General features: G+C 63.8%; 25 protein-coding genes. 15 read left to right on the top strand and 10 right to left on the bottom strand.

The annotated features are described in order from the left end of the window. Nucleotides 1-143: 143 nt before the first annotated feature. The 3 genes from M1D34_RS13285 to M1D34_RS13275 form a co-directional block, all read right to left on the bottom strand. Complete coding sequence (locus tag M1D34_RS13285; RefSeq protein WP_003531524.1) at nucleotides 144-458, bottom strand: YkgJ family cysteine cluster protein; 315 nt, start codon at nucleotides 456-458, stop codon at nucleotides 144-146. Nucleotides 459-516: 58 nt separating this feature from the next. After that, nucleotides 517-1,323: a 2', 3'cyclic nucleotide phosphodiesterase SpdA gene (gene spdA, locus M1D34_RS13280; protein ID WP_498779396.1), complete on the bottom strand. Its 807-nt coding sequence runs from the start codon at nucleotides 1,321-1,323 to the stop codon at nucleotides 517-519. A gap of 111 nt (nucleotides 1,324-1,434) precedes the next feature. Beyond that, complete coding sequence (locus M1D34_RS13275; protein ID WP_498779394.1) at nucleotides 1,435-1,896, bottom strand: sel1 repeat family protein; 462 nt, start codon at nucleotides 1,894-1,896, stop codon at nucleotides 1,435-1,437. Between the two features lie 198 nt (nucleotides 1,897-2,094). Between M1D34_RS13275 and M1D34_RS13270 the strand changes: the two genes are divergently transcribed. Beyond that, nucleotides 2,095-2,709: a FecR domain-containing protein gene (locus M1D34_RS13270; RefSeq protein WP_013843886.1), complete on the top strand. Its 615-nt coding sequence runs from the start codon at nucleotides 2,095-2,097 to the stop codon at nucleotides 2,707-2,709. A 226-nt stretch (nucleotides 2,710-2,935) separates the two neighbouring features. Here the strand turns inward: M1D34_RS13270 and cyaD1 are convergent, their stop codons facing one another. Both cyaD1 and M1D34_RS13260 read right to left on the bottom strand, forming a co-directional pair. Further along, the gene (gene cyaD1 / locus M1D34_RS13265) at nucleotides 2,936-4,807 is read right to left on the bottom strand and encodes an adenylate cyclase CyaD1 (protein ID WP_498779392.1); all 1,872 of its coding nucleotides are present in this window, start codon (nucleotides 4,805-4,807) and stop codon (nucleotides 2,936-2,938) included. Between the two features lie 61 nt (nucleotides 4,808-4,868). Continuing rightward, complete coding sequence (locus M1D34_RS13260; protein WP_003531516.1) at nucleotides 4,869-5,573, bottom strand: Crp/Fnr family transcriptional regulator; 705 nt, start codon at nucleotides 5,571-5,573, stop codon at nucleotides 4,869-4,871. 235 nt (nucleotides 5,574-5,808) lie between these two features. Between M1D34_RS13260 and M1D34_RS13255 the strand changes: the two genes are divergently transcribed. Continuing rightward, complete coding sequence (locus M1D34_RS13255) at nucleotides 5,809-6,246, top strand: DoxX family protein (protein WP_003531515.1); 438 nt, start codon at nucleotides 5,809-5,811, stop codon at nucleotides 6,244-6,246. A 66-nt stretch (nucleotides 6,247-6,312) separates the two neighbouring features. On the opposite strand, the gene M1D34_RS13250 is transcribed toward M1D34_RS13255, so the two are convergent. Both M1D34_RS13250 and M1D34_RS13245 read right to left on the bottom strand, forming a co-directional pair. Further along, nucleotides 6,313-6,741 carry an RbsD/FucU family protein gene (locus M1D34_RS13250; RefSeq protein WP_010968602.1) on the bottom strand — a complete coding sequence of 143 codons (429 nt, stop codon included), beginning with the start codon at nucleotides 6,739-6,741 and terminating at the stop codon, nucleotides 6,313-6,315. 4 nt (nucleotides 6,742-6,745) lie between these two features. Beyond that, nucleotides 6,746-7,975: an ROK family transcriptional regulator gene (locus M1D34_RS13245; RefSeq protein WP_010968603.1), complete on the bottom strand. Its 1,230-nt coding sequence runs from the start codon at nucleotides 7,973-7,975 to the stop codon at nucleotides 6,746-6,748. Nucleotides 7,976-8,325: 350 nt separating this feature from the next. On the opposite strand from M1D34_RS13245, the gene M1D34_RS13240 reads away from it, so the two are divergent. The 7 genes from M1D34_RS13240 to M1D34_RS13210 all read left to right on the top strand — a co-directional run bounded on the left by M1D34_RS13240 (nucleotide 8,326) and on the right by M1D34_RS13210 (nucleotide 15,044). Then, nucleotides 8,326-9,351, top strand: coding sequence for a sugar ABC transporter substrate-binding protein (locus tag M1D34_RS13240; protein WP_003531511.1), 1,026 nt, complete (start codon nucleotides 8,326-8,328; stop codon nucleotides 9,349-9,351). Nucleotides 9,352-9,630: 279 nt separating this feature from the next. Then, nucleotides 9,631-10,713, top strand: a complete 1,083-nt coding sequence (locus M1D34_RS13235; protein ID WP_003531509.1) for an ABC transporter permease — start codon at nucleotides 9,631-9,633, stop codon at nucleotides 10,711-10,713. Beyond that, nucleotides 10,713-11,495: an ATP-binding cassette domain-containing protein gene (locus M1D34_RS13230; protein WP_003531508.1), complete on the top strand. Its 783-nt coding sequence runs from the start codon at nucleotides 10,713-10,715 to the stop codon at nucleotides 11,493-11,495. Before M1D34_RS13235 ends, M1D34_RS13230 begins: the two co-directional genes overlap by 1 nt. Beyond that, nucleotides 11,492-12,112 (top strand): nucleoside triphosphate hydrolase, encoded by a 621-nt coding sequence (locus tag M1D34_RS13225; protein WP_003531507.1) that lies wholly within the window; start codon nucleotides 11,492-11,494, stop codon nucleotides 12,110-12,112. The genes M1D34_RS13230 and M1D34_RS13225 overlap by 4 nt, the downstream gene beginning before the upstream one ends. Nucleotides 12,113-12,301: 189 nt before the next feature. Beyond that, complete coding sequence (gene pyrC / locus M1D34_RS13220; protein WP_003531498.1) at nucleotides 12,302-13,345, top strand: dihydroorotase; 1,044 nt, start codon at nucleotides 12,302-12,304, stop codon at nucleotides 13,343-13,345. A gap of 17 nt (nucleotides 13,346-13,362) precedes the next feature. Next, the gene (locus M1D34_RS13215; RefSeq protein ID WP_498779386.1) at nucleotides 13,363-14,061 is read left to right on the top strand and encodes an orotate phosphoribosyltransferase; all 699 of its coding nucleotides are present in this window, start codon (nucleotides 13,363-13,365) and stop codon (nucleotides 14,059-14,061) included. A 56-nt stretch (nucleotides 14,062-14,117) separates the two neighbouring features. Next, on the top strand, nucleotides 14,118-15,044 hold the full coding sequence (locus tag M1D34_RS13210; RefSeq protein WP_498779384.1) for a carbohydrate kinase family protein: 927 nt from the start codon (nucleotides 14,118-14,120) through the stop codon (nucleotides 15,042-15,044). A gap of 132 nt (nucleotides 15,045-15,176) precedes the next feature. On the opposite strand, the gene pgi is transcribed toward M1D34_RS13210, so the two are convergent. Then, entirely contained in the window at nucleotides 15,177-16,802 is a 1,626-nt protein-coding gene (pgi, locus tag M1D34_RS13205) for a glucose-6-phosphate isomerase (protein WP_498779382.1), read from the bottom strand. 315 nt (nucleotides 16,803-17,117) lie between these two features. Further along, complete coding sequence (locus M1D34_RS13200; RefSeq protein WP_498779380.1) at nucleotides 17,118-18,818, bottom strand: long-chain fatty acid--CoA ligase; 1,701 nt, start codon at nucleotides 18,816-18,818, stop codon at nucleotides 17,118-17,120. Between the two features lie 337 nt (nucleotides 18,819-19,155). Between M1D34_RS13200 and M1D34_RS13195 the strand changes: the two genes are divergently transcribed. The 6 genes from M1D34_RS13195 to M1D34_RS13170 all read left to right on the top strand — a co-directional run bounded on the left by M1D34_RS13195 (nucleotide 19,156) and on the right by M1D34_RS13170 (nucleotide 25,026). Then, nucleotides 19,156-20,391: an MFS transporter gene (locus tag M1D34_RS13195; protein WP_127539948.1), complete on the top strand. Its 1,236-nt coding sequence runs from the start codon at nucleotides 19,156-19,158 to the stop codon at nucleotides 20,389-20,391. Nucleotides 20,392-20,585: 194 nt separating this feature from the next. Then, nucleotides 20,586-21,761 (top strand): AI-2E family transporter, encoded by a 1,176-nt coding sequence (locus tag M1D34_RS13190; RefSeq protein ID WP_013843893.1) that lies wholly within the window; start codon nucleotides 20,586-20,588, stop codon nucleotides 21,759-21,761. Nucleotides 21,762-21,855: 94 nt separating this feature from the next. After that, on the top strand, nucleotides 21,856-22,521 hold the full coding sequence (locus M1D34_RS13185) for a CDP-alcohol phosphatidyltransferase family protein (RefSeq protein ID WP_498779377.1): 666 nt from the start codon (nucleotides 21,856-21,858) through the stop codon (nucleotides 22,519-22,521). Next, complete coding sequence (locus M1D34_RS13180) at nucleotides 22,518-23,129, top strand: lysophospholipid acyltransferase family protein (protein WP_027989639.1); 612 nt, start codon at nucleotides 22,518-22,520, stop codon at nucleotides 23,127-23,129. Before M1D34_RS13185 ends, M1D34_RS13180 begins: the two co-directional genes overlap by 4 nt. A gap of 7 nt (nucleotides 23,130-23,136) precedes the next feature. Beyond that, the gene (locus M1D34_RS13175) at nucleotides 23,137-24,078 is read left to right on the top strand and encodes a phosphatidate cytidylyltransferase (protein WP_498779375.1); all 942 of its coding nucleotides are present in this window, start codon (nucleotides 23,137-23,139) and stop codon (nucleotides 24,076-24,078) included. A 150-nt stretch (nucleotides 24,079-24,228) separates the two neighbouring features. Further along, the gene (locus tag M1D34_RS13170; RefSeq protein ID WP_107608000.1) at nucleotides 24,229-25,026 is read left to right on the top strand and encodes an extracellular solute-binding protein; all 798 of its coding nucleotides are present in this window, start codon (nucleotides 24,229-24,231) and stop codon (nucleotides 25,024-25,026) included. A gap of 632 nt (nucleotides 25,027-25,658) precedes the next feature. Here the strand turns inward: M1D34_RS13170 and M1D34_RS13165 are convergent. Further along, on the bottom strand, nucleotides 25,659-26,231 hold the full coding sequence (locus M1D34_RS13165) for a Panacea domain-containing protein (protein ID WP_127595233.1): 573 nt from the start codon (nucleotides 26,229-26,231) through the stop codon (nucleotides 25,659-25,661). Between the last annotated feature and the right edge of the window lie 41 nt (nucleotides 26,232-26,272).

Below are 26,272 nucleotides of genomic sequence, written 5' to 3'. Positions count from 1 at the left end.
CCTGATGTCGTGGCAGAAAATACGCGTGCCATCGCCGAACATCCATCCGGCAAATTAGCCTGATGGCCGAATGTTTCTCCACGACAGGCAGGACAAAAGGAGAACTATACGGAGCGCAAGCGAACGTTCCGGATGATCATAGGTCAGCATGCCGCCCCGAAAAGTTGCTCCCGCGCCATCAGGCACTCGTCGTCCCCCGGCATGCAGGTGCGACAGACGATGGGGCGTATGTCGTAGACCTTGCAGGCAACGGAACGGCCGAGCTTGCCTTCAAGCGCCGTGCAGCGGCCGCTCTCGCAGCGCATGCCGCCGAGATCCGCAGCCACATAGTCTGCCGGAATGCGCTCGAGCTCCTCCTCCGTCTCCAGCGAAAAGCGCGGCCAGTCGGCCGAATAGGCGCAGCAGGCGCCGCAGCTCTGGCAGTCGAAATTCTGATGGGCGGGAACGGATTGGCTCATGGCGCCAGCCTATCACGAAGCGAGTGGCGCCGGAATGCCTGCCTCTTGCGCCGGAAGGTCACGCTCCCACCGCGTCGCGCCTTGCTATCTCGTAGTCTTCCGTATGCACGAGCACGCCGTCGCCGGTCACCAGCGCTATGCCGTAGGCCGCCGGCTCGTCCACCGAAAGGGACGCGTCCGCCGTCTCGAAGGGCATCGGCTGCTGGTGCACCGGACTTTTGAAGATCGAGAAGGGAATGCCGCGACTGGAGCCGCTGATGGTGCGGTGGACATGGCCGGCGAAGATATGACGAACATTTCCGTGCCGCTTCACCAGGGCGTAGAAGTCGTCTTCGTTGACGAGGCGGATCATATCGATGCCGGCAAAGCCGCTGATATGCGGCGGGTGGTGCATGAAGATCAGCGCCGGCCGGCCGTCGGCTTCTTCGAGTTGCCGGTCGAGCCAGGCGAGGCGCCTGTCGCATAGGTGGCCGGCGTGACTTACCGGATAGTCGTAGGGCGGTGCAAACAGCGTATCGAGCAGGATCGCGCGGCAATCGGCGAAATCGAGCACCTGCTGGACGAAGCCGTTTGCGTCGGTCGCCGCTTCCGCGAAGACGTCGAGAAACACATCGCGCCGGTCGTGATTGCCGATCATGAGCGCCGCCGGTGGGGTGAGTTCGCCGAGAAGCGCCTCCAGCCGCTCGTAGGAAGCGCGGTCCGCCCGATGCGTCAGATCGCCGGCGAAGATCACCCGGTCGGCATCCGCATGGTAGCGGTTGACGTGGGCGATGCCGTTGGCGAGCCGCCGGTACGGGTCCAGCCCGATGATCGTCTCGCCTTCGGGCACCATGTGGAGGTCGGAGAAAATGATGAGCTTCGTCATGTGCGTCCCGCGTTGATGTCTCGCGGGTCACGCTCCTGCGCCTGCTCGCAGGCGTCAAGCGGCATTTTCGGGCGGGTCGGACCTATGCGGAAGACCGGTCCGCCGCCCTCATCACTGCAACCCGTCCGTGGTCGCCTGCGCGTAGCGCCGGGCCGTCAGCAAATCGCCGGAGGACGTACCGGCCATGCCGCGCTCGGCAAGGAGATCGGCATAGCTGGCCATTGCCAGAGCATGGCCATTCCCAGCGGCTTCGGCGAGAATTCGTGCCGACTGCAGCTTCTGTCCAGCCCTGTCGAGAACGCGAGCGAGCTGGAACTGCGTCCGGGCGCCGCCGTTCTGATTATAGGCTTCCCGACAGGCGGAAAGTGCCACCCCGATGCGGATGTCCTCCGTCGCAACGGCGGGGAAAGCCCTGTTGCGTTCGAGATCGAATTCACTGCCCGCCTCGCGGTCGCATTGTTCGGCGGCGGTGAGATCGCTTGCACGCGCCGCGGAGGGCGCGGTCGCGACCAGAGGCAAGACCACGGCGGCCGCGAGCAGGTGATACAGGCTCGATCCAACGTGTTTCTTCATGGTGCTCTCCCTCTAACCCACACCATCCTAGGGCCGCCCCGCCCCGGCATCTGTTCCGCGGGAAACAGCGGTGAAGGCGATGAAACGGTGAGTTGAAGCAGCCCCCAAGATGCGTCTTGCATCGGGCACGCCTCGGTCTATCCTCGTAAGGAGCCGGAGGCCGAACAGGGAGCGCTGCGAAACGCAGCGGAGAAGCCGATGCGGCAGTTCGAGATGAGGAGACGGATCTTTCTTGGCGGCCTGCTGCTTGCCACCGTATCGGGCGGCCGTTCGACGGCAGCAGCTCCGGTCGTGGGCAAGGCTGCGAAAATCCGCGGCAATGTCCGCCGCCGGCAGGGCGGGGACGAGGAACGGCTGGCGATCGGCGGCGCGGTTCTCGACAAGGACTATGTCCTGACGAGCAGCAACAGCTTCGCCGATCTCGCGCTCAGCGAAACGCGTATCCTGCTGGGGCCGCAAACGGAACTCCTGATCGACAGCTACATCGCCGGCCAGGGCGGAACCCTGGAGCTGGGCCTCGGCCGGATGGTCTTCGACCGGCCCGAAGGCTTGCCCAAGACGGACGTCGCGGTGCGCACCGCCTTCGGCATGATCGGCGTTCGGGGAACGAAATTCTTCTGCGGCCCGAGCCGAGCGGCTTTCGCGGTGTTCGTGGAACATGGCGTGGTGTCCGTTCAGGGCGGCGGCGTTACACGGACAGTCGCCGCCGGCCAGGGCGTGGATATCAGCCGCCCGGGCGCTGCACCCAGCGAACCGACGCGCTGGGGCCAGGCGCGGATTCGCCAGGCCTATGCGAGCGTCGGGTTGAGGTAGGGGCGATGGCCGGCATCCCGCGCTGCGGTTGCTGTCGATGTGTGCCCCTCATCCGCCTGCCGGCCCCTTCTCCCCGCAGGCGGGGCGAAGGGGCAAGCAGCGCACGCTCGCTCCCTCTCACGCTGCGGTCCACAAGAGGAGAGGGGATTTGAGCGGGTGCCGCGGGTCTCCTTCGCCCCGCTTGCGTGGAGAAGGTCGCGGCAGCGGGATGAGGGGCGGCGTTCCCTCATTCCGCTCCAAGGTGCTTGTTCAGCCCATCGCCCGCTACCGTAAATAGCTCCATCGATCCGAAGCCCCTGATGTCATGCCGGCCAAGGGATCTGAGCGCCGCCTTCGACTGCGCAGCCGCCGCCGGGCCGATGCAGATGGCGGTGCCGAGGAACTTGTTCGCCTCCTGAAGGCGAGCGGCGAGGTTTACCGCATCGCCATGGGCGGTGTAGTCGAGCTTCCCGCCGGCGCCCACCTCTCCCAGTACCGCCGGCCCGGTTTCGATGCCGATGCGGGTCCTGCCGAAACCGTGTTCGGCAAATTGCGGACGTCTGCGCATCTCCTCGGTCAGAGCATGGATCGCCGCGGCGCAGCCGATCGCCTTGTCTACGTGGCCGGGCAGGTCCTCGGGCGCGTTGAAGAGAGCATGGACGGCATCGCCGACGACCTTGTCGACCATGCCGCCATGCCCGGAGACGAGCGCGTTCACCTCGGCGAAATAGACGTCGAGCAGGGCCACGAGTTCGCGGGGACCAAGCTTTTGCGAAACTGTCGAGAAACCCTCGATATCGGTGAAAAGCGCCGTCACCGGGCGTTCCTCACCGGCCATGCGCCCGCGATCGGGCTCGTCTATGTAGCGCGCCACCACGGACTGCGGCAGATATTGCGAGAATTTCCGCCGCGCGATCGCCTCTGCGCGCCGCGTGCGCGCGAGCTGCAATGCGCTGGTGACGACGAGGACCGCAGCCAGTGCCAAGGATGTGCCGACCGCGTCGAAGAGCCAACCGGTGGAGGCATAGATCGCACCGGCAAAGGCGATTGTTGCGAGCACCGCCGCAGCGCCCAACATAAGGGACGCCATCGGGCGAAGCCTGGTTGCCGCATAGGCTGCAGCAACTCCCGCTGCGAAGGCGAAGACCGCCTCGATCAATGGCAGATTGCTGCCACGGTAAGGCACGAACCCCGTCATGATCGCATTGGCGATATCCGCGTGGATCTGAACCGATGGCTGGAGCGGCATGGAGGCGGTGGGCCGAAGGCCGCCAAGGCTCGGCATGCTGCTGCCGATCAAGACGAGCCTTCCCGCCAGACGGCTTTTCTCCAGGCGACCGGCGAGGATGTCGGCGGCAGAGATCGTGCGGGCGGCGATCGCCTCCTCGGAACTTGCGGGGAAACGCAGGTTGCCGCTCTCGTCGAGAGGGATGATCGCGTGATCGAGCCTCAGCCAGGCGGGTTCTCCGCCGAGAACGGGCGTGCTGCTGTCGGCGGCAAGCCGCCCCGCTTCGATGCCGAGCGCCGGGTAGGCATCGTTGCCGAGTATGGCGTAAGCCTGAACACGCCGGACCCGCGCATCCTCGTCGCCGACGAGAAAAGCGGCCGTCGCGGCCTTCGCCCGGTCCATGAATGCCGGGCAGGAGGTCTCCGCACCTTCGATAAACCACTGCGCGGGGACGGCCAGCTGGCGCCTGAGGGCCAGAGGCGGCACGGGGCGCGGCCGTTCGAGAACGCGGTCGGCCGCCAAGAAGCCGAGGGCCACCGGGGCTCTGCCGATCGCCGCAGCGAGCGCGGCGTTTGCGGGCGAAGCCGGGTCGCAGGCGGAACTGAAAACGAAATCGACGGCGATCGTCTTCGGCCCGGCGCCGGCCAGGCGTGAGATCAGATCGGCGGTTGCGGCCCTGTCCCAGCTGCCGCCATGCGCCTCATAGGCCTTACGATCGACGTCGACGACGATGATATCCGGCGACCTCGGCGAGGGGACCCATTGGGTGAGACTGTCGAAAAAGAGTTCACGCTGGGTGTCGAGGATGGTTCCGGCATAGAGATAGAGCAGCAGCGCCGCGGCGAGGCTGGCGATGATCCCTCCGGAAAGCGGGGTTATGCGGTGATGCATTCTCGGCCTTACGCTCAACCGCTCCAAGTCTTTGAAACCGCGCGCTTTTGGGCGAGCGGCATCAATCCTCCTCCGGATCGGCGATGCTCAGCAGGCGACCGACATTGCAGCAGATGATGCCGTCCGCGCGCTTGATGGCACCGCTCTCCTCAAGCGACAGGATCGCGCGGTTCACCTTCGGCCGGCTCGCTCCGAGAATCGAGGCGATGTCCGTCTGGCTGAGCGTCAGGCGGAGATTGGCGCTTTGCGGCATCTCGCTACCGTGGATCTGGCGGAGCGTCGCCAGGAAGAAGCGGGCGACGCGGGCGTTGAGATCGTAGAGCGCGATGGTTTCCAACCGGTCCGTCGTGTCGCGCAATTGCGCGCAGAGGAAGCGGATCACCGCCTCGGCGGTCTTCGGCCTCTGCGTGATGAGGGCGAGGAAATCCTTCTTGCCGATCACATAGCCCTCGGCGGCGGTGACGGCGGTCGCATCCGCCGATCGCGGTTGTCCGTCGAGCAGCGCCATCTCGCCGAACAGCGCCCCTGCCTCGTGCTGCCGCAACATGAGTTCGCGGCCTTGCGGCGTGAACAGCGAAAGCTTGATGCGTCCGGAAACCACCACGATCATGTAGTCGCCCTGGTCGCCGCGTTGGAAGATGACCGTGCCCGCGGACCATTTCCGGTAGCTGGCGATGCCCGAGAGCTCGCACAAGGTTTCGCTGTCGAACTCTTCGAATATAGGGAAGGACCGCCAGAAGGCGGAACTCCGGATGACTTCAGCCATTGCGATTACCCCTGCGTTCCCCTTTACGCGTCGGGGAGTTTTGACTCTGTCGCCTCATCTTGCAACAGAAAAGCGCTTGTTTGGCCGACCGAGGCCAAAGCGGCAAGGCATCAGTTGACGACGAATCGATTCCGTCTCTAGATTGTGAACGATCTGTCGCCGGGCGGGCGGCTAGAGGATTTCGAAAAGCTTGTTATCTCTGCTGCCAACACGTTTTCCAACAGGAGCCTCGCGCATGTCCCAGAATGTCATCGTGCTCATCGGGCGCATTCTTCTCTCGATCATCTTCATAACCTCCGGCTTCGGCAAGCTCACCGACCCGTCGGCGACGGCCGGTATGATCACCGGTGCCGGTTGGCCTGCCGCAACGGCGCTCGCCTATCTCGCCGGTCTCTTCGAACTCGTTGCCGGTCTTGCGATCCTCGTCGGGTTTCAGACCCGTATCGCATCCTATCTGCTCGCCGCCTTCTGCGTGGTCACCGCTTTCGTCTTCCATAGCGGCGCAATCAACGTCCCGGACTTCCCGCCGGCTGCAAACGGGCTGCTCACGGTCTTCAACCAGATCATGATGATGAAGAACGTCACGATCGCCGGCGCCTTCCTGGTGCTGGCAGGCTTCGGCCCGGGCGCGCTTTCGCTCGATGCCCGCACCGGAAGGGCCGTTGCTGCCTGACCCAAGCATTGCTGATCGAGAAAGAACCCGCCGGCTCGCCGGCGGGTTCTTTGTTGCGTCACGATCTCAAGGGTAGATGACGCCCTTGCGCAGGATGACGTTGCCGTATAGCCGCGGTTCGCTGGTCTGCACCACCGCATGGGCCGCCTTCACCCGCTGATAGAAATCGGCTCCGAGCAAAGGAACGACCGGCTGTGCCGGCTCATGTTTCCGACAGCAGGCAATGATGTCCCGATGCACGGGGTCGAGGGCATCGCGGTCCTGTTTCACGGTTGCCCGGAAGATCGCCTCCGGCACGAAATCGTCGATCGGCAGGATGCTCAATACAGCGTCGAGCACGGGGACAAGCGGGTGCCCGTCCAACCGGATGAGCCGGCGCGCGTGCTCCAGCCCGGGATAGTTTCCGTCGACGAGCGCAATCTCGTCGCCGTGCCCCATCGCTCTCAATGTGGAGAGAAGCTCCGGGCTCAGAATGGGGCTTATTCCTTTCAGCAACGGCTTAAAGCTCCTTGAAGAGGACATTGGTGTCCAGCAGATAGCGGGAGAAGAGCGGCAGGCTTGCGCCGCCGATCGCGCGGGCGTGGCTCCCGACGGTGCCTTCGACGAGGTCCGGAACCGTGACGCCCTGCAGGTCGAGCGTCTGGAGGGCCTTTCGCGTCGCGGCAAGAAGGCGCGCACGCACCCAGGGCGGAAAGCCGCCGTCGATCACGGCCGCCGAAAAATCGACGACGGAAACCGCGGAGACGACGGCTTGCGCAAGCGCTGCCGCCGCATCCTGAATCCATATTTCGAGCGGTTCGCCGAAATCGATCCAGTCGTCGGCGGAGTACCAGAGCGGCTCCGGGTCGATGCCGCGTTCGCGCAGGAGCTTTTCCAGGACGAAGACCGACGCGATTTTCAGCAACTGCGTCGACTTGCCGTCCTTGCCGGCGACAGGCAGCGGGCCGACGGCGCCGGCGGTGCCGGTTCGTCCGGAAAAGAGGGCGGAGTTGATCACGACGCCGCCGCCGATAAAGGAGCCGATATAGAAATAGACGAAATCGGGATAACTGGCGCCCACACCAAAGGCGAGTTCGGCACCGCAGGCGCTGGTTCCGTCGTTCTGAAGGAAAACCGGATGCCGGATGCGCGAGGCGACCGCCGCCTGCAGGTCGAAATCGCGCCACCTGTCCATCTCTTCGCGCGGCGCGCCGACTTCCTCCGACCAGTTCCACAACTCGAACGGCGTGGCGATGCCGACGCCGGCAATGCGGCCGCGCTCGCCGGGGCCAAGCTGTCCCTCGAGCTTGCCGATGCCCCCGACGATGAAGCTGACGATCTCCTCGGGCAGCGGATAGGTATGGATCTGATGCAGGTGCAGCCGGATGGTGCCGAGAAAATCCATCAGCACCAGATCGGCGCTGCGCCGGCCGATCTTCACGCCGAAGGAATAGACCGCATCCGGATTGAGCCGCATGGGGATGGAGGGCTGTCCGACCCGGCCGCGCACCGGCGCGCCGCGGACGAGCAGCCCGTCGGCTTCGAGCGACCGCATGATGACGGAGGCGGTTTGCGCCGATAGACCGGATCGGCGCGCGATCTCGGCCTTGGACAAGCTGCCGTGACGGCGCACCAGCGACATGACCAGCCGTTCGTTATAGGCGCGCACGCGCGTTTGATTGGCCCCGCCGCTCGGGTCGACCACATCCGGCTGGGGCGGCCCCGCATAGGGGCCATCTGTCAGTGACATGCCACCGTTTCCTCCCATTGGTACCGTACGGTCCTCCCCGATCCGGGTACGGCCATGCAGTCCCTTAAAGCTTTACCGCGATCGCACTCCGATCACGGCACCCGCTCGCTTCGCGTGGGGCTGTCCGCATCCGGCCCACGATCGTCGATGCCCAAATCCTCCCGGTCGGACCGAGGCGATACCACGTGCAGAATGCCACAACGAGATAATAATTCAATTTGATTTATTTATTGACACGCTGGATTTTTGATGCTTGATTGACCATCGGAAGCGCCGTCTGCAGCTGAGGAGAATGCTGCAGCGGGTCCTGAAGCCGGCGCGCCGGCATTTTTCATCCTTGGGAGGATTTAATGAAGAAGACAGTTCTTTCTGCCGCATTCGGCGCGCTCGCCATGGGCGTGGCTTTCGCATCGCCCTCGCAGGCAGCCGAGGTGTCGGCATGCCTCATCACCAAAACCGACACCAATCCCTTTTTCGTGAAAATGAAGGAAGGCGCGGCCGCCAAGGCCAAGGAACTGGGCGTCACCCTGAAGTCCTATGCCGGCAAGATCGACGGGGATTCCGAGAGCCAGGTCGCTGCGATCGAGACCTGCATCGCCGATGGCGCCAAGGGTATCCTGATTGCCGCCTCCGATACCCAGGGTATCGTGCCGCAGGTCCAGAAGGCCCGGGATGCGGGTCTTCTGGTCATCGCGCTCGACACGCCGCTCGAACCCCTCGATGCCGCCGACGCCACTTTTGCGACGGACAACCTGCTTGCCGGCAAACTCATCGGCCAGTGGGCGGCCGCAACGCTCGGCGATGCCGCCAAGGAAGCCAAGGTGGCCTTCCTCGACCTGACGCCGTCGCAGCCCTCCGTCGACGTGCTGCGCGACCAGGGCTTCATGATCGGTTTCGGCATCGACCCCAAGGACCCGAACAAGATCGGCGACGAGGATGATCCTCGCATCGTCGGCCATGACATCACCAACGGCAACGAAGAGGGCGGTCGGACCGCGATGGAGAACCTCCTCCAGAAGGACCCGACCATCAACGTCGTCCACACGATCAACGAGCCGGCCGCCGCCGGCGCCTATGAGGCGCTGAAGTCCGTCGGCCGCGAGAAGGACGTGCTGATCGTGTCCGTCGACGGCGGCTGCCCGGGCGTCAAGAATGTCGCCGAGGGCGTGATCGGCGCGACGTCGCAGCAGTATCCGCTGATGATGGCGGCGCTCGGCATCGAGGCGATCAAGAAGTTCGCCGATACGGGCGAGAAGCCTACGCCGACCGAAGGCAAGGACTTCGTCGACACGGGCGTTTCGCTCGTCACCGACAAGCCGGTATCCGGCGTCGAGTCGATCGATACCAAGACCGGCATGGAGAAGTGCTGGGGCTGATCGGCCGCGCACACAGGCGTGAAGGGAAGGGCGGCCCCGGCCGCCCTTCCCGCAAGTGCCGAGGTCTTTGACAAGGCATCGAAAACCTGCGCAATTTTCAGGGCGGGGCGAGGAAGGCGCGAGGTGCTTCTTGCCCGCGTTCCGCTCTGGCTTCTCAGAACCGATCGCGGCGCAGGCCGGATTTCGTGGAGCGTTCTGAGGCTCGCCGCTTCGACCGGTGGGCCGCGCATCCTGCAGCAATGCACCCCCTCTTGAGCGGGGTTCACGGGAGGAGTCCCCATGGGCGAAACAAACACAGCCGCACAGCCATCCCAGGAATTCGAAAAGGTCCTGGCCGACAGTTCGACGGACGTAGCGTCTTTCGACGCGCATGATAAGACGCTGCTTCAGAAGCTGCAGCACTTCCTGCATTCGAGCCCGGCCGCGGTGCCGCTGATCGTGCTGGTCCTGTCGCTGATCGCCTTCGGGGTCATTCTCGGCGGCAAGTTCTTTTCCGCCTTCACCATGACGCTGATCCTGCAGCAGGTGGCGATCGTCGGTATCGTCGGTGCCGCTCAGACGCTCGTGATCCTGACCGCCGGTATCGATCTTTCGGTCGGCGCCATCATGGTGCTCTCGTCCGTCATCATGGGGCAGTTCACCTTCCGCTACGGCTTCCCGCCGGCGCTCTCCGTCATCTGCGGCCTTGGGGTGGGGGCGCTTTGCGGCTACATCAACGGAACGCTCGTCGCGCGCATGAAGCTGCCGCCCTTTATCGTCACGCTCGGCATGTGGCAGATCGTGCTCGCCTCCAACTTCCTCTATTCCGCCAATGAGACGATCCGGGCTCAGGACATCTCCGCGAATGCCTCGATCCTGCAGTTCTTCGGCCAGAACTTCCGCATCGGCAATGCCGTCTTCACCTACGGCGTCGTGGTGATGGTGCTCCTCGTCTGCCTTCTTTGGTATGTCCTGAACCGCACCGCCTGGGGGCGCTATGTCTATGCCGTCGGCGACGACCCCGAGGCTGCCAAGCTCGCCGGCGTCAACGTCACGCGCATGCTCATCTCCATCTATACGCTCTCCGGCCTCATCTGCGCCCTTGCCGGCTGGGCCCTCATCGGCCGCATCGGCTCCGTCTCCCCGACAGCGGGCCAGTTTGCGAATATCGAATCGATCACTGCCGTGGTGATCGGCGGCATCTCGCTCTTCGGCGGCCGCGGCTCCATCATGGGCATGCTCTTCGGCGCGCTGATCGTCGGCGTCTTCTCGCTCGGCCTGCGCCTCATGGGCACCGACCCGCAATGGACCTATCTCCTGATCGGCTTGCTGATCATCATCGCCGTTGCAATCGACCAGTGGATCAGAAAGGTAGCAGCCTGATGGCACAGGAACCCATTCTCACCGCTCGCGGCCTCGTGAAGCGCTATGGCCGCGTGACCGCCCTCGACCGCGCCGATTTCGACCTCTATCCCGGCGAAATCCTGGCCGTGATCGGCGACAACGGCGCCGGCAAGTCCTCGATGATCAAGGCGATATCGGGCGCCGTCACGCCGGACGAAGGCGAGATCCGGCTGGAAGGCAAGCCCATCCAGTTCCGCTCGCCGATGGAGGCGAGGCAAGCCGGCATCGAAACGGTCTATCAGAACCTCGCCCTGTCGCCGGCACTCTCGATCGCCGACAACATGTTCCTCGGCCGGGAGATCCGCAAGCCGGGCATCATGGGCAAGTGGTTCCGCTCGCTCGACCGCGCCGCCATGGAAAAGCAGGCGCGGGCGAAGCTCTCCGAGCTCGGTCTGATGACCATCCAGAACATCAACCAGGCGGTCGAGACGCTCTCCGGCGGACAACGCCAGGGCGTTGCGGTGGCGCGCGCCGCCGCCTTCGGTTCCAAGGTCGTCATCATGGACGAGCCGACGGCGGCGCTCGGGGTGAAGGAAAGCCGGCGCGTGCTGGAGCTGATCCTCGACGTGCGTCGCCGCGGCTTGCCGATCGTGCTGATCTCGCACAACATGCCGCATGTCTTCGAAGTCGCGGACCGGATCCACATCCATCGTCTCGGCCGCCGCCTCTGCGTCATCAATCCCAAGGATTACACCATGTCCGATGCGGTGGCCTTCATGACCGGTGCGAAGGAGCCGCCGCGCGAGGCGATCGCGGCATGAGCGTCAAATCCCTTGCGGATGAAATCCTGAAGCGGGCGGTCAATTCCGGCCGCTTCATCGTCGCCATCGCCGGTCCGCCCGGCGCCGGTAAGTCTACGCTTTCCGAAACGCTTGCGGAGGCGATCACGCAGGCGGGCGAAAAGGCGGCGGTGTTGCCCATGGACGGGTTTCACATGGACAATGCCGTTCTCGAGGAAAAAGGGCTGCTTGCCCGCAAGGGGGCACCCGAGACCTTCGACGTCCGATCCTTTCTCGCAACGCTTGCCGCCGTCCGCGCCGATGACGGCGAGGTTCTCGTCCCGGTCTTCGACCGCTCCCGGGAACTGGCGATTGCCTCGGCGAGGATCATCGCGCCCGAGACGCGTATCGTGCTTGCCGAGGGCAACTACCTGCTGCTCGACGAAGCGCCCTGGAACGGCCTCGACGGCGCTTTCGATTATTCGATCTTCATCGATCCGGGTCTGGAGGTGCTCGAGCGGCGGCTCCTGCAGCGCTGGTACGACCACGGCTATGACGAAGACGCGGCGCGCAGCAAGGCCTATGGCAACGACATACCCAATGCCCGCCGGGTCGTCGACAGCCGCAGGCCGGCGGATGTCGTGATCAGGGACTTTTAGAGTGCTCGGCATTCGTCCCGCAGTTTCCGGCCGCGGACTGCGGTGAGCTTTCGAATGGCCATTGTCTTCGGCGGCGCAATGGTGTTATCGAGGCGCGGTTTCACCACATGAGTTGCCGCCCTTCGAGCGCACCGGTACGCCCTGATGCCGGCCGCGCGGATCGGGCGCGAGCATCGGGAGAACGCTGATATGCAAGACCTCGTTATACGCCGCCCTGATGATTGGCATCTTCACCTGCGCGACGGCGGCATGCTGCGCGGCGTGATTGCCGATACGAGCCGCCATTTCGCGCGCGCCATCATCATGCCCAATCTGGTGCCGCCCGTGGTGACCTCCGCCGATGCGGCCGCCTATCGCGAGCGCATCCTCGCCGCCATTCCCGCAGGGGACCGGTTCGAGCCGCTGATGACGCTGTATCTTACCGAGGGCACCGATCCGGGAGATGTGGAAGCCGGGTTCAGGAGCGGCCTCGTCAAGGCCGTCAAGCTCTATCCGGCCGGCGCCACAACGAATTCGTCGAGCGGCGTCCGCGATATCGACAAGGCCATGCCGGTGCTCGAGCGCATGGCCGAGATCGGGCTGCCGCTCTGCGTCCATGGCGAGGTGACGACGGCGGAGGTCGACATTTTCGACCGCGAGGCGGTCTTCATCGAAACCGTTCTCGACCCGCTCCGCCGGCGCCTGCCCGATCTCAGGATCACCATGGAGCATGTGACGACGAAGGACGGCGTCGACTACATCCGCGAGCATGCGGCCAATCTTGCCGGCTCCATCACCACCCATCACCTGATCATCAACCGCAACGCCATCCTCGTCGGCGGCATCAAGCCGCATTACTACTGTCTACCGGTGGCGAAGCGCGAGGCGCATCGGCTGGCGCTTCGCCAGGCGGCGATCTCGGGCGACGTCCGCTTCTTCCTGGGCACGGACTCTGCCCCGCATGTCGACCCGCTCAAGGAGTGCGCCTGCGGCTGTGCCGGCATCTACACATCGATCAACACCTTGAGCTGCCTCGCTCACGTCTTCGAGGAAGAGGGTGCGCTCGACCGGCTGGAAGCCTTCACCTCGCTGAACGGCCCCGCCTGGTACGGCCTGCCGGCAAACGAGGAGACGATCACGCTGCGCAAGCAGGAGGAGCCGGTCAGCTACCCTGCCAGGATCGAGACCGAAGCCGGTCCGGTCACGGTTTTCGACCCGATGTTCCCGCTCCACTGGGCCGTGACACAGGCCTGATAGCCGAAGGAGAGTCCATGTTTTCGAACGCATTCACCGACAAGGCCGTGATGGCCGAGCTGGTCGCGAAGATGCTCTGGGAAATCAAGGCCGTGCATTTTCGCGCCGACGAGCCCTACAGGCTCGCCTCCGGCATGGCGAGCCCGGTCTATATCGACTGCCGCAAGCTGGTCTCCTATCCGCGCATCCGCTCGGCGGTCATGGATTTCGCTGTCGCCACGATCCTCCGCGAAGCCGGTTTCGAGCAGTTCGACGTGGTGGCCGGCGGCGAGACCGCCGGTATTCCCTTCGCGGCAATGCTTGCCGAGCGTCTTGGCCTGCCGATGATCTATGTACGCAAGGCGCCGAAGGGGCACGGCCGCAACGCCCAGATAGAGGGCCATATGCCTGAGGGTGCGCGTGTCCTTGTCATCGAGGATCTGACGACCGCCGGCGGCTCGATGTTCAAGTTCATCGATGCGATCCGCGCGGCCGGCGGCGTGGTCGAGCACGGCATCGCCCTCTTCTACTATGACATCTTCCCGGAGGCGCGCGGCAACATGAAGTCGAAGGGCGTCGACCTGCACTACATCGCCACCTGGCGCAACGTGCTTGCCGTCGCGCGCGAACTGGCGCTGTTCGACGAGAAGACACTGAACGAGGTCGAAGCCTTCCTCAATGCTCCGCTCGACTGGTCGGGCCGAAACGGGGGCGTCAGCGCGCTCGCGATCCAGTAACGAAGGGCCTGGTGCGATTTGGCGGATCGATTGAATATGTTTGGGGAGGAATGGACATGATCGTTTGCTGCGGAGAGGCCCTGATCGACATGCTGCCGCGGGAGACGACGGCGGGCGAGAGCGCCTTTGCGCCCTATGCGGGCGGCGCGATCTTCAACACGGCCGTCGCGCTCGGCCGGCTCGGCGTCCCCACAGGCTTTTTCACCGGCCTTTCGGACGATATGTTCGGAGACATCCTGCGCGCGACGCTCAAGGCCGCGAATGTCGATTTCGCTCCCTGCGCCACGCTGCCGCTGCACACGACGCTCGCCTTTGTGAAGCTCGTCGAGGGGCATGCGAGCTACGCTTTCTTCGACGAGAACACGGCCGGGCGGATGATCACCACGGAGCACCTTCCGGCCCTCGGAGATTTCTGCGAAGCGCTGCATTTCGGCGCGATCAGCCTCATTCCCGAGCCCTGCGGCTCCACCTATGAGGCGCTGATGGCGCGGGAGCACGAAAAACGGGTGATCTCCTTCGATCCGAATATCCGCCCCGGCTTCATCAAAGACCAGGAGGCGCATGTCGGACGCATGAACCGAATGGCGGCCATGTCGGATATCGTCAAGTTCTCCGACGAGGACCTCGCCTGGTTCGGCATGGAGGGCAGCCACGACGCGCTCGCAGCCGAATGGCTGAAGCGCGGCCCGAAACTGGTGCTGATCACCCGCGGCGCGGACGGCGCCGTCGGTTATACGAACGGCCACAAGGTCGAGGTCGCGAGCGAACGGGTCGAGGTCGTCGATACGGTCGGCGCGGGCGACACTTTCGACGCCGGGGTGCTGGCCTCGCTGAAGTTCAACAACCTCCTGACCAAGGAGAGGGTGGCAAGCCTGACCGACGAGGCGATCCGCCAGGCCCTGACGCTCGGAGCGAAGGCTGCGGCCGTCACTGTTTCGCGCGCGGGCGCCAATCCGCCCTGGCGGCACGAACTCGGGCTCTGACGTTGGTGCGACTACGCCGTGTCGGCGGGTCCACGCAGCACGCGCGGCCGTGATGCCCCTCCGGCTGCCGCCATCTCCCCCACACGGGGGGAGAATCCGCGCGGCTGACCGATCACTCCGATCGGCTGTCGATCAGCGTGCCGCCTTCAGCAGCGCGGCAACGAGTCCGGCGGTCGAGGAATCGTGGCCCTCGGCGCTTTCCTTGCCTTCGATGACGGGCAGCAGGCCGGTCGCCAGTTCCTTGCCGAGCTCGACGCCCCACTGGTCGAAGGAATTGATGTTGAAGAGCGCGCCTTCGACAAAGACGCGATGTTCGTATAGCGCGATCAGACGGCCGAGCGCGAAGGGGTCGAGCTGGTCGTAGACGATGGTCAGCGACGGCCGGTTTCCGGTGAAGACGCGGTGCGGTGCGATCTTGTCGGCCTTAGCATCGTCCATGCCCTTGGAGGTCAGCTGCGCCTTGGCCTCCGCCAGCGTACGCCCCTTCATCAGCGCTTCCGACTGCGCCAGGCAGTTCGCCATCAGGAGCTGGTGCTGGTGGCGCAGGTCTTTTTCATGGCCATTCGCCGCGATCATGAACTCGGCGGGAATGACATCGGTTCCCTGGTGGATGAGCTGATAGAAGGCATGCTGGCCGTTGGTGCCGGGCTCGCCCCAGACGACGGGACCGGTCGAGAATTCGACCGGCTGGCTGTCGAGCGTCACGCCCTTGCCGTTCGATTCCATGTCGAGCTGCTGCAGATAGGCCGGAAAGCGCGTCAGCCGCTGGTCGTAGGGCAGGATCGCCCGCGACGGATAGCCGAGAACGTTGCGATTGTAGAAGCCGATGAGCCCAAGCAGCATGGGGATGTTCTGACGAAGCGGCGCGCTGCGGAAATGCTCGTCGATCGCATGGCCGCCGTCTAGGAAGCGGCCGAAATTCTCCTTGCCGATCGCGATCATCAACGGCAGTCCGATCGCCGACCAGATGGAATAGCGTCCGCCGACCCAGTCCCAGAAGCCGAAGACGCGGGCGGCATCGATGCCGAAGGCGCCGACCTTGTCGAGGGCGGTGGAGACGGCCGCGAAGTGATGACCCACCGCCGCCTCGCCGAGCTTGCCGGCGATGAAGGCGCGGGCGGTCGCCGCATTGGTCATCGTCTCGATCGTGGTGAAGGTCTTCGAGGCGACGATGAAGAGAGAGGTCTCGGGATCGAGCAGCTTCAGCGTGTCGGCGATGTGGGCGCCGTCGACGTTGGAAACGAAGTGCAGCCGCGGGCCGTCGTGGAAGGGGGCAAGCGCCAGCGTCGCCATGACCGGGCCGAGATCCGAACCGCCGATGCCGATATTGACGACATCGGTGATCTTCTTGCCCGTGGCTCCTTTCACGGCACCGGTGCGGATATCGTCAGCGAACTTGCCCATAGCCTCGAGCACGGCATTGACGTCCGGCATGACGTCCTTCCCGTCCACGAGGACCGGCCGGTTCGACCTGTTCCGCAGCGCCGTATGCAGAACCGCGCGCTCCTCGGTGATGTTGATGATATCGCCGCGGAACATGGCATCGCGCTTTTCCTCGACCTTCGCCGCCTTGGCGAGCGCTTCGAGCCCGTCGATGATCCTGTCGTTCACCGCGCATTTGGAATAGTCGAAGAGGAGGTCGTCGAACGCCGTGCTGAAGCGCGAGAAACGGTTCGGATCGGCCGCGAAGGCGGCGCGGATATCGGTCGCATCGGTCTCGCGTGCAGTGGCTTTCAGGTTTTCGACAAGCGCTTTCATCGCAGGGCTCCTTGCATCGCAACTAGGGCATGGGAATGGGGGCATCGGAATTTGGCTGCGATAGCTAGTCGGTTTAACCGCGGCAAATCAAGGGCAGGTGTGCGCTGCAGCGAAAAAAGGCGGGCGCTTTTCTCCATCGGTAGGGCGGCGAAGACTGCCGCTCACCCTAGCCCTCTCCCCGCAGGCGGGGAGAGGGGACTCGGACGCGCACTCTGCGGCAAAATGGAGCGAGCCGGTGCCGCGAGTCCCTTCTCCCCGCCTGCGGGGAGAAGGTGGCCGGCAGGCCGGATGAGGGGCATTTCCGCGCCCAAGCCGCTACCCGCGCAAATCCTTGCGCAGGATCTTGCCGACGTTCGACTTGGGCAGTTCGGTGCGGAATTCCACGTATCGCGGCCGCTTGTAGTTGGTGAGGCTGGCGGCACAGTGGCGCATGACCTCTTCTTCGGTGAGGTCCGGGTCCTTGCGCACGACGAAGAGCTTGACCGCCTCGCCGGAATGCGGGTCGGCAATGCCGATTGCGGCGCACTCGAGGATGCCGGGATGGGTCGCCGCCACCTCCTCGATCTCGTTGGGGAACACGTTGAATCCCGAGACGAGGATCATGTCCTTCTTCCGATCGACGATCTTCGTCAGTCCCTCGGCGTTCATGAAGCCGACATCCCCGGTGCGGAAGAAGCCGTCCGGCGAAATGGCCCTGGCCGTTTCCTCGGGGCGCTGCCAGTAACCCGCCATCACCTGCGGCCCGCGAATGCAGATCTCACCGATTTCGCCGGCGGGAAGCGTGCGCCCGTCCTCGTCGCGGATCTCGACCTCCGTCGAGGGCAGCGGTATGCCGATCGTGCCGGTGAAATCGTCGGTGTCGAGGCGGTTGGCGGTGGCGACCGGCGACGTCTCGGAAAGTCCGTAGCCCTCATGGATCGGGCAGCCGGTCAGCTCCAGCCAGCGCTCGGCGACCGGCCGCTGCACCGCCATGCCGCCGCCGAAGGTCAGGATCAGGGAAGAGAAGTCGAGTTTGCGGAATTCGGGATTGTTCATCAACGCGTTGAAGAGCGTGTTCAGCCCCGGAAAGATGTTCGTCCTGTACCTGCCGAGCTCCTTGACGAAGGCGGGGATGTCGCGCGGGTTCGGTATCAGGATGTTGTTGCCGCCGGTTGCCAGTCCCATCAGCGAATTCACCGTGAGCGCGAAGATATGGTAGAGCGGCAGCGCGCACATGAAGGTGAGCCTCTCCGGGCGCGGCTTGCGCAGGAAGGCCGTGTTCAGCCACAGCTCCATCTGGGCCATGTTGGACAGGAGATTGGCGTGCGTCAGCGTTGCGCCCTTGGAAACACCGGTGGTGCCGCCGGTATATTGCAGGAAGGCGACATCTCCCGGCGCTACGTTCGGGCGCTTGAAGCCGAGCGTCGCGCCCTTGGCAAGAACCGTCTTGAACGAAAGGTGACCTGGAATCGACCAGGCGGGGACGAGCTTCTTGACGCGGCGCACCACCAGATTGACGATTGCCCCCTTCGCACCAAGCATGTCGCCCATGCTGGCGACCACGACATGCTTGACCTCCGTGCGGGCCAGCACCTGCTCGACCGTATGAGCGAAATTCTCAAGCACGAAGATCGCCTTGGCGCCGGCATCCACCAACTGGTGCTCCAGTTCGCGCGGCGTATAGAGCGGATTGACGTTGACGACGGTGAAGCCGGCTCGCAGGATCCCATAGACGATGACCGGATTTTGAAGGATGTTGGGCATCATCACCGCAACCCGATCGCCCTTCGCTAGCCCCAGCGACTGCAGCCAGGCGCCGATTTTCGCCGAATGCGTATTGAGATCGGAGAAGGTCAGTGCCTTGCCCATGCAGGTGAATGCGGGGCGCCAGGAATATTGCGCAACCGCGTGATCGAAGAATTCGCCGATGGATCGATAGCTGAGCGGGCCGATTTCGGCCGGCACGCCCGGCGGGTAGGATCCAAGCCAAATCTTCGCCGTGCTGGAGCCCGCCTGTTGCGTGCTTGCTTCCGCCATGACCTTCCTCCCTCTGGTCGCCAATGAACGGCCGTCATCACGGCGAAGAAAAATCCCTCCCGATCTTTCTCTCCGTCGAAGATGCTGCTTTTAGCTCGCCTCTTCAAGCCGTAATCCGAATTATATAACTTTGACGTAAACGTCAAGAATCGGCAACTATGCACCGGCTTGTGAAATTTTGATGTGCGCTGCAGCACAGTTCTTGCAGGTGCAGCCGGCTCGCCTATACTGCACTGCAGTATAAACCTGCCACGACATCGGCTGCGCCGAGGTCCCCAAAGATATTCACCAAATTCCTCCCAAGCGGCGGCCGACGGGCCGCGAGCCAAGGCCACGCATGTCCGAAGATGTCCTTTCCGCCGATATCGGCCCCACGAATATTGGCCCCGCGAACGTGGGAAAATCCCGTAACAGGGTTTCCGCGGCGGAAATCGCGCTGGCAGTCGGTGGTTTCGGTATCGGTACCGGCGAATTCGCCATCATGGGCCTGTTGCCTCAGGTCGCAGACGACGTCGCCGTCTCGGTGCCGGCGGCGGGCGCCGTCATCAGCGCCTACGCGCTCGGCGTGGTCGTCGGCGCGCCGTTGATCGCCGTGCTTGCGGCGCGGTTCGCCCGCTTTCATGTGCTGCTGGTATTGATGGCCGTCTTTGCATTGGGCAATTTCGCGTCCGCCGTTGCGCCGAGTTTCCACCCGCTCGTCGCCGCGCGCTTCTTCGCGGGCCTGCCGCACGGCGCCTATTTCGGCGTGGCGGCACTGGTCGCGGCAGGACTTGCGGCACCGAACCAGCGGGCGCGCGCAGTCGGCCGGGTCATGATGGGCCTGACGATCGCCACTCTTTTCGGCACGCCGCTCGTCGCCTGGTTCGGCCAGGCGCTCGGATGGCGCAGCGCCTTCGCGATCGTCGGCGGCATCAGCCTCATGACGATGGTCCTGATCTGGCTCCACGTGCCGCGGGACAGGGGCGATCCGCAGGCGACGCCGCTGCGGGAACTGAGCGCGCTGGGGAGTCTCCAGGTCTGGTTGCTGCTCGGTATCTGTGCGATCGGTTGCGGCGGAATGTTCGCCGTCTTCACCTATATCGCACCGGCGCTGACCCAGGTCGCGGGCGTTTCCGTCGCCAATGTGCCCGTCATGCTGTCGGTCTTCGGCGCCGGCATGATCCTCGGCAATATCGTGGGTTCGCGGCTCGCCGATTGGTCGCTCACGCGCGCCATCGGCATCGCGCTCGTCTTCAACGTCTTCGCCTACATCCTCTTCTATTTCACCATGACGAGCCCCTGGATGGCGATCGTCAACGTGCTTTTCATCGGCGGCGGCTTCGCCGTCGTTCCGGGCGTCCAGACCCGCCTGATGGACGTCGCCGGAAAGGCGCAGACGCTCGCGGCAGCCCTCAGTCATTCCGCCTTCAATCTCGCCAATGCTCTCGGCGCCTGGCTCGGCGGCATTGCCATCGCCGCCGGTTACGGCTGGACTTCGCCAGGGCTCGTCGGCGCCGTGCTCGGCATAGGCGGTTTCGCCATCTTCCTCGCTTCGGTGCTCGTGGATCGCCGGCGGACGGGGCGCGTAGCCTGACGGCTCGCGATTTTCCTCATCCGCTCCAATCTCCTGTCACGTGCGCTTGCTAGGTGAAAATGCGCGTGTTCTCGCGTAAAGCGCCGATTCGGAGCCGGCCGCCATCATTGCGCCGGAAACCGCGTCCAGCGGAGCGGAACGGGCTGGCAAGGTTGCGGGTTTGTTGTAAGGTTCGAAGAGACGGAGGAGAATTGGTGCAATTGGGCAATCGCGATCGAGAGAACCTTCCCGTGGAGCCGCGGCTCTTCGGGCAGCCGGCCCATTCACGCTCCGCCCTCGTCGTGCCGATTTCGGCGGCCCGGTGGCTGCTCGTTCTCATTCTGCTTTGCGGCGTCTATTTCTTTCATGGTTTCCTCGTGCCGGTGCTTGCGGCGGTGGTCATCGGCTTTGCGAGCTGGCCCATCTATTGGCGGCTGCTTCAGGGCCTGAACGGAAACCGCACTCTTGCCGCGACGATCGCCATCATTTCGGTCGTCGCCTTTATCGTCGTGCCGATCTCGCTCGCCGCGATCTATGCCGTGGAAGAGGTGCGCGATTGGCTCGTATGGGCGGTTGCGACCAATGCGAACGGCGCGCCGGCGCCTGCCTGGCTGGCGACGATCCCGGCGGTGGGCGCCTGGCTCGGCGAACAATGGGTCAAATATGTCGGTCACCCGGGCGCTCTCGGGGAATTGGTGCAGCTCGTCAGCGGCTCCAATATCGGCAATATCTATCGCGGCGTGCTCGTGGTCGGCGCCTCCGCCTTCCAGTCCTTCCTGACGCTCCTTTTCATGCTGATCACGCTCTTCTTCGTCTATCGCGACGGCCAGTCCTTTTCGAAGCAGCTCGACCATCTCGGCGAACGGATCTTCCCGATGCGCTGGGAGAGGCTGTCGCGCGTGGTGCCCCTTACGATCAGCTCGACCGTCACCGGCATGGGCATCATCGCGATCGGCGAAGGCATCGTGCTCGGTGTCGCCTATTGGCTCGCCGGCGTGCCGTCGCCGGTCACGCTCGGCATCCTCACCGGCATCATGGCGCTCATTCCGGGCGGCGCCCCACTCTGTTTCACCCTGGTCTCGGTCTATCTCGTCGCAAGCGGCTCGCCCGTCCATGGCATCGCGCTCTTCACCTGGGGTACGACGGAGCTCTTCATCGTAGACAAGACATTGCGGCCGAGGCTCGTCGGCGGCCCGATCAAGCTGCCCTTCCTGCCGACGTTTTTCGGCCTGATCGGCGGCGTCAAGACGATGGGATTTCTCGGTCTCTTCGTCGGTCCGGTACTGATGGCGCTGCTCGTCGCCATCTGGCGAGAATGGCTGCGCGAGGTGACGAGCCAGCCGGAGCCGCCCGTCAACGGGATATCCAGGGTGGATATTTCCGCCAAGTGAGACGGAACCGGGGCAACGCGGCCGTATGGCATTTGCATGGAAGTTGTTTTAAGACAGACTGCAATCCTTAATTTGTAGGCCGTACCTCTCGAACATGAGTGTCGCACCTGACGGCGAAGACGCAGACGGGCCGGTCGCGGATCGGCGCCCCATCGCAACGCGTGACAGCGGCTTCGCGCGGCGCCTGACGGCGTTGCTTCTGAAGACTTCGGTCACGCCGAACCAGATCTCGCTCGCAAGCGTCGTGTTTGCCGCATTGGGGGCGGCGGTCCTCCTTTCTGCAGCCCGCTGGCCGTTCCTTTATCCCGTGGCGCTCGCCGCCATCCAGTTGCGCCTCCTGTGCAATCTTCTCGACGGCATGGTGGCGGTCGAGGGCGGGCGCGGTTCGCCGGTCGGAGCGCTCTACAACGAGTTTCCCGACCGGGTCGCCGACACCCTGCTCATCGTTGCACTGGGCTATGCCGCCGGCGCGGGATGGCTCGGCTGGGCGGGAGCGCTTGCGGCCGCCTTGACGGCCTATGTGCGCGTCTTCGGCGGATCGCTCCGCCAGGCTCAGGACTTCCGCGGTCCCATGGCGAAGCAGCATCGCATGGCGTTGATGAGTCTCGCCTGCGTGCTGGCATTCGGGGAAGCATTTCTAATGACAGAGCGCCTCGTGCTTTACGCCACGGCGTGGATCATCCTTGCCGGCGCGCTTCTCACATGCGCGACCCGCACCAGGGCCATCGTCTCGCGCATTCGGGAAGGCGCGAATCCGTGATCGACCTGGCACTGATCGGCCTCACACGGTTCATCGTCGGCGGACAGGCGCACTGGATGGGCTCGCAGCCGGAAATGCGCCAGCGCATCTATTTCGCCAATCACTCGAGCCATCTCGACACGCTGCTGATCTGGTCGGCGCTGCCGCGTGCGTTGCGCGCATCGACGCATCCGATCGCCGCGGCGGACTATTGGGGCAGGGGGGCCGTGAGGCGTCATATCGGGCTCAAAGTGCTGAATGGCGTGCTCGTCGAGCGCTCGACGCAGGGGCCGCCCGGCGCGGCTCTGGCACCCTTGCGCAACGTGCTCTGCGAGGGCGAGTCGCTCATTCTTTTCCCGGAGGGCACGCGCGGCAGCGAGCGATTGCCGGGGCCGTTCAAGAGCGGGCTCTATTGGCTATCGCAGGAATTTCCCGACGTGGAACTGATCCCGACCTATCTCGACAATCCCTCGCGCGCCTTTCCCAAGGGAACCTTTCTGCCCGTCCCGATCAGCTGCACGGTGCGTTTCGGACCGCCGGTCGCGCACCACGCCGGCGAAGAGAAGGAGGCTTTTCTGGAACGCGCCCGCGCAGCGGTCGCCGCACTTGCGCCGGAGCCCATCGGATGAGGCCGCCATGTCCTTGAACGACAAACTCTTTATCCTCTTTGCCGGCATAGTCGCTCTTCTCGGAGCGGCATCGCTGATCGGTTTCGTGCTGGCGCGCCGCGCGACATCCGAAACGGGGCGGGCGACGATCGACAATCTCAATGCCCGTATCAGGGCATGGTGGGTGATGATCGCCATCTTCGCGGTGAGTTTCACTCTCGGTCGCGGCGTCACGCTCGTGCTCTTTGCTCTCACCTCCTTCTACACGCTGCGCGAGTTCGTCTCGCTGACGCCGACGCGTGCCGCCGATCACCTGCCGCTCGTTGCTTCCTTTTACGTTCTGCTGCCGCTGCAATACTGGCTGATCTCGATCGGTTGGTATGCGCTTTTCACCATTCTGATACCGGTCTACGGCTTCCTCCTCCTGCCGAGCCTTTCCGCGCTCAAGGGCGACACGGAGCAGTTCCTGCTGCGCGTCTCGCGAATCCAGTGGGGCCTGATGCTGACCGTCTATTGCATCAGCCACGCACCGGCCCTGCTGACGCTCGACATCCCCGGCCGGCCGGGCGAAGGCTTCCTGCTGCTCTTCTTCCTCATCACCATCGCGCAGTTCAGCGATGTCATGCAGTATGTCTTCGGCAAGCTTTTCGGCCGGACGAAGGTCGCACCGGTCGTCAGCCCCTCGAAAACGGTCGAGGGACTTGCCGGAGGCGGGCTTTCGGCCGTGGCTGCCGGCGCGGCCTTGTGGTGGATAACGCCGTTCACGCCGCTGGAGGCGGCCGCGATGGCCTTCGCCATCGTCGCCATGGGCTTCCTCGGCGGCCTGGCGCTCTCGGCGGTGAAGCGCTCGATGGGCGTGAAGGACTGGGGCTCGATGATCAGCGGCCATGGCGGCGTGCTCGACCGCATGGATTCGCTGAGCTTCGCGGCGCCGGTTTTTTTCCACCTGACGCGGTATTTTTATACCTGAGACGGTGAAATGCCGCTCTGGTGTGACGGCGGATCACGGTTTCGTGTTCCTCCTTGAGGGAAGAATTGCGCCCTTCGAACAGTCGTTTCTCCTGCCGCTTCAGCCCATTGAATGATGTGGCGGTCAACTACGGACAACAAGGAGAAGCCCGTGCGAATTGCAGTTCTGATTGTTCTGACGACTGTCCTTGCCATGCCTGCTTCGGCGCAGGATACCGCACTCCATGACCCTTCGATCAGCCGCGATGCACAGGACGGGGTGATCCGTCTTTACGGTGCGGGCGGTCCGCACACCGCCATCCGGAAGGTCGCGGATGTCTGGACGAAGGAGACGGGCCGCAAGGTCGAAATCACCGCCGGACCGGAGAAGACATGGTCGAAAAAGGCGCAGGGCGATGCGGATGTCATCTGGGGCACGTCCGAACAGGCGATGACCGCTTTTCTCGAAACCTATAAGGGCTTCTCATCGGATCAGGTCGAGCCGATATACCTTCGTCCGGCAGTCATTGCGGTGAAAGCGGGCAATCCCAAGGGGATCATGAAATTCGAGGACCTTCTGGCGGAAGGGACGAAAATCGTCGTAACCGAAGGAGCCGGCGTCGCCAACACGTCGGGGACGGGTGTCTGGGAGGATATCGCGGGGCGTCTTGGCCGGCTGGAGGATGTCGCGGCCTTCCGCAGCAACATCGTCGCTTTCGAACAGGGCTCCGGCGCAAGCTTCAAGGCGTTCAAGGCATTGGATGCAGACGCCTGGATCACCTGGCCGAATTGGCCACTTTCGAACCCCGACACCCTGGAGGCGGTGCCGCTGTCGAGCGATCGCGCAATATGGCGCGACCTCAGCGTGGCCCTGGCCCCCGATGCCGATCCCGAGGCAAAGGCGTTTCTGGATTATTTGATCTCCGATGAGGCGCAGAAGATCATGTCCCGTGAAGGTTGGGTACGCTGAATCTTAATTCTTGGGCGCCAGCACGACCGCCCCCGTCGCGTCGTGGTCATAGACAACCCTGCCGGATCACAAGATCAGCGGCGTCCGCGCGGCGGTCGAGAATACCGTGCGCGTGGCTACTCTTCCAGGTGCCACGCGCACGGGACTTCAGCCCTATAAAAGAAGATTCCCTGCCTGCACAGCTTATGATCACGCGGCCGGAAAGGTGCGCAATGAGCGTTGGGCATCGCATCTCCCAGGAGAAGAGGCTTAGGTTAGCAACCTATGTATTGCTTAACCTTTCGGGGCGTCTGTGGGCTCGCGCAAATTCCATTGCGAATGCGCAAGAAGGTTTGTTCGTTAACGTCGCCCTGCTGTTCAAAAATTCCCTGCTGCACTCCGTTATCGAGTGTGGTGGCGGCTTCGATGCGTGCTTTTCGATAAAACACGTATGATTGATGCCTGAGCCATTCGTGCTCGTGCGCCTGCAAGATGCAGGTCGCGTCGCAGAGAGAATTAGTCCACGTGGTAATTGAGACGATGACTTGTTTGCCGTTTTGGCAGGGATCGGTGCAGACGACATGAAGATGCCGTCGTTCGGGGTCATGGGCCGGGCCTGAAGGGATCAGCAAAGTTCCGGCGCGAGCGACCAACTAATGTACCCGGGCAGATGCAAAAGCCTGATCTATCGCCTTGAAGCTTTCAGCTGTCTCTGCAAAGTCGTCTGCGTTCTGCACGCCGACGGCGTGCAAGATTCTTTGCAAGGGAATGACCGTAGAGCCGCCACTGGGATCTTCCCACTCGGGAACATTGCGCGGCTCATGTGTCCAATCACGCAGTTGCCATGGCGTCATATGTCCGAAACGTTCCCATACGGCGTCGGCACATGCAATATCGGCGTCGCTTAGTTCATCCAAGTCGTCGACGCTGATGCCTTGTCTGGCAAGTGCGATGTTATGGTTCTCACGGTCTTGAAGATAGTCAGACCAGCCGCATTCATCCGGGTCATAGTCGCCCGCGATATAGCTATACGTCAGCGAATTAACCGGGCCGTGCGGCATGGAGCAGCGTTTTTCGTCGAGCACCGGGAAACCGAATTTCCGGATACTCTCCCGGTCAACCAGATAAACGAGCTTAACCGCCTTGAGAACGTTGAGGGAGTGCCCCCCAGCCCTCATGATCAAGTACGCAATCAACTGCGCTGCTTTTCGCGGTTCATAGCTCATGGTTCGTCCCAGCATCGCCGATTTGGCGAGCCCGTTTTGTT

The organism is Ensifer sp. D2-11, from assembly GCF_054161295.1.
The sequence above is the reverse complement of the archived record's forward strand: the minus strand, read 5'-3'. Positions and strand labels throughout refer to the sequence as shown.

Coding starts and splice junctions, on each gene's coding strand:
- M1D34_RS13225 (WP_003531507.1), top strand. CDS start 11,492: ATGAGCGTCAAATCCCTTGCGGATGAAATCCTGAAGCGGGCGGTCAAT.
- pyrC (WP_003531498.1), top strand. CDS start 12,302: ATGCAAGACCTCGTTATACGCCGCCCTGATGATTGGCATCTTCACCTG.
- M1D34_RS13240 (WP_003531511.1), top strand. CDS start 8,326: ATGAAGAAGACAGTTCTTTCTGCCGCATTCGGCGCGCTCGCCATGGGC.
- M1D34_RS13255 (WP_003531515.1), top strand. CDS start 5,809: ATGTCCCAGAATGTCATCGTGCTCATCGGGCGCATTCTTCTCTCGATC.
- M1D34_RS13275 (WP_498779394.1), bottom strand. CDS start 1,896: ATGAAGAAACACGTTGGATCGAGCCTGTATCACCTGCTCGCGGCCGCC.
- spdA (WP_498779396.1), bottom strand. CDS start 1,323: ATGACGAAGCTCATCATTTTCTCCGACCTCCACATGGTGCCCGAAGGC.
- M1D34_RS13260 (WP_003531516.1), bottom strand. CDS start 5,573: ATGGCTGAAGTCATCCGGAGTTCCGCCTTCTGGCGGTCCTTCCCTATA.
- M1D34_RS13200 (WP_498779380.1), bottom strand. CDS start 18,818: ATGGCGGAAGCAAGCACGCAACAGGCGGGCTCCAGCACGGCGAAGATT.
- M1D34_RS13195 (WP_127539948.1), top strand. CDS start 19,156: ATGTCCGAAGATGTCCTTTCCGCCGATATCGGCCCCACGAATATTGGC.
- M1D34_RS13245 (WP_010968603.1), bottom strand. CDS start 7,975: ATGTCACTGACAGATGGCCCCTATGCGGGGCCGCCCCAGCCGGATGTG.
- M1D34_RS13210 (WP_498779384.1), top strand. CDS start 14,118: ATGATCGTTTGCTGCGGAGAGGCCCTGATCGACATGCTGCCGCGGGAG.
- M1D34_RS13175 (WP_498779375.1), top strand. CDS start 23,137: ATGTCCTTGAACGACAAACTCTTTATCCTCTTTGCCGGCATAGTCGCT.
- M1D34_RS13165 (WP_127595233.1), bottom strand. CDS start 26,231: ATGAGCTATGAACCGCGAAAAGCAGCGCAGTTGATTGCGTACTTGATC.
- M1D34_RS13185 (WP_498779377.1), top strand. CDS start 21,856: ATGAGTGTCGCACCTGACGGCGAAGACGCAGACGGGCCGGTCGCGGAT.
- M1D34_RS13285 (WP_003531524.1), bottom strand. CDS start 458: ATGAGCCAATCCGTTCCCGCCCATCAGAATTTCGACTGCCAGAGCTGC.
- cyaD1 (WP_498779392.1), bottom strand. CDS start 4,807: ATGCATCACCGCATAACCCCGCTTTCCGGAGGGATCATCGCCAGCCTC.
- M1D34_RS13230 (WP_003531508.1), top strand. CDS start 10,713: ATGGCACAGGAACCCATTCTCACCGCTCGCGGCCTCGTGAAGCGCTAT.
- pgi (WP_498779382.1), bottom strand. CDS start 16,802: ATGAAAGCGCTTGTCGAAAACCTGAAAGCCACTGCACGCGAGACCGAT.
- M1D34_RS13270 (WP_013843886.1), top strand. CDS start 2,095: ATGCGGCAGTTCGAGATGAGGAGACGGATCTTTCTTGGCGGCCTGCTG.
- M1D34_RS13235 (WP_003531509.1), top strand. CDS start 9,631: ATGGGCGAAACAAACACAGCCGCACAGCCATCCCAGGAATTCGAAAAG.
- M1D34_RS13215 (WP_498779386.1), top strand. CDS start 13,363: ATGTTTTCGAACGCATTCACCGACAAGGCCGTGATGGCCGAGCTGGTC.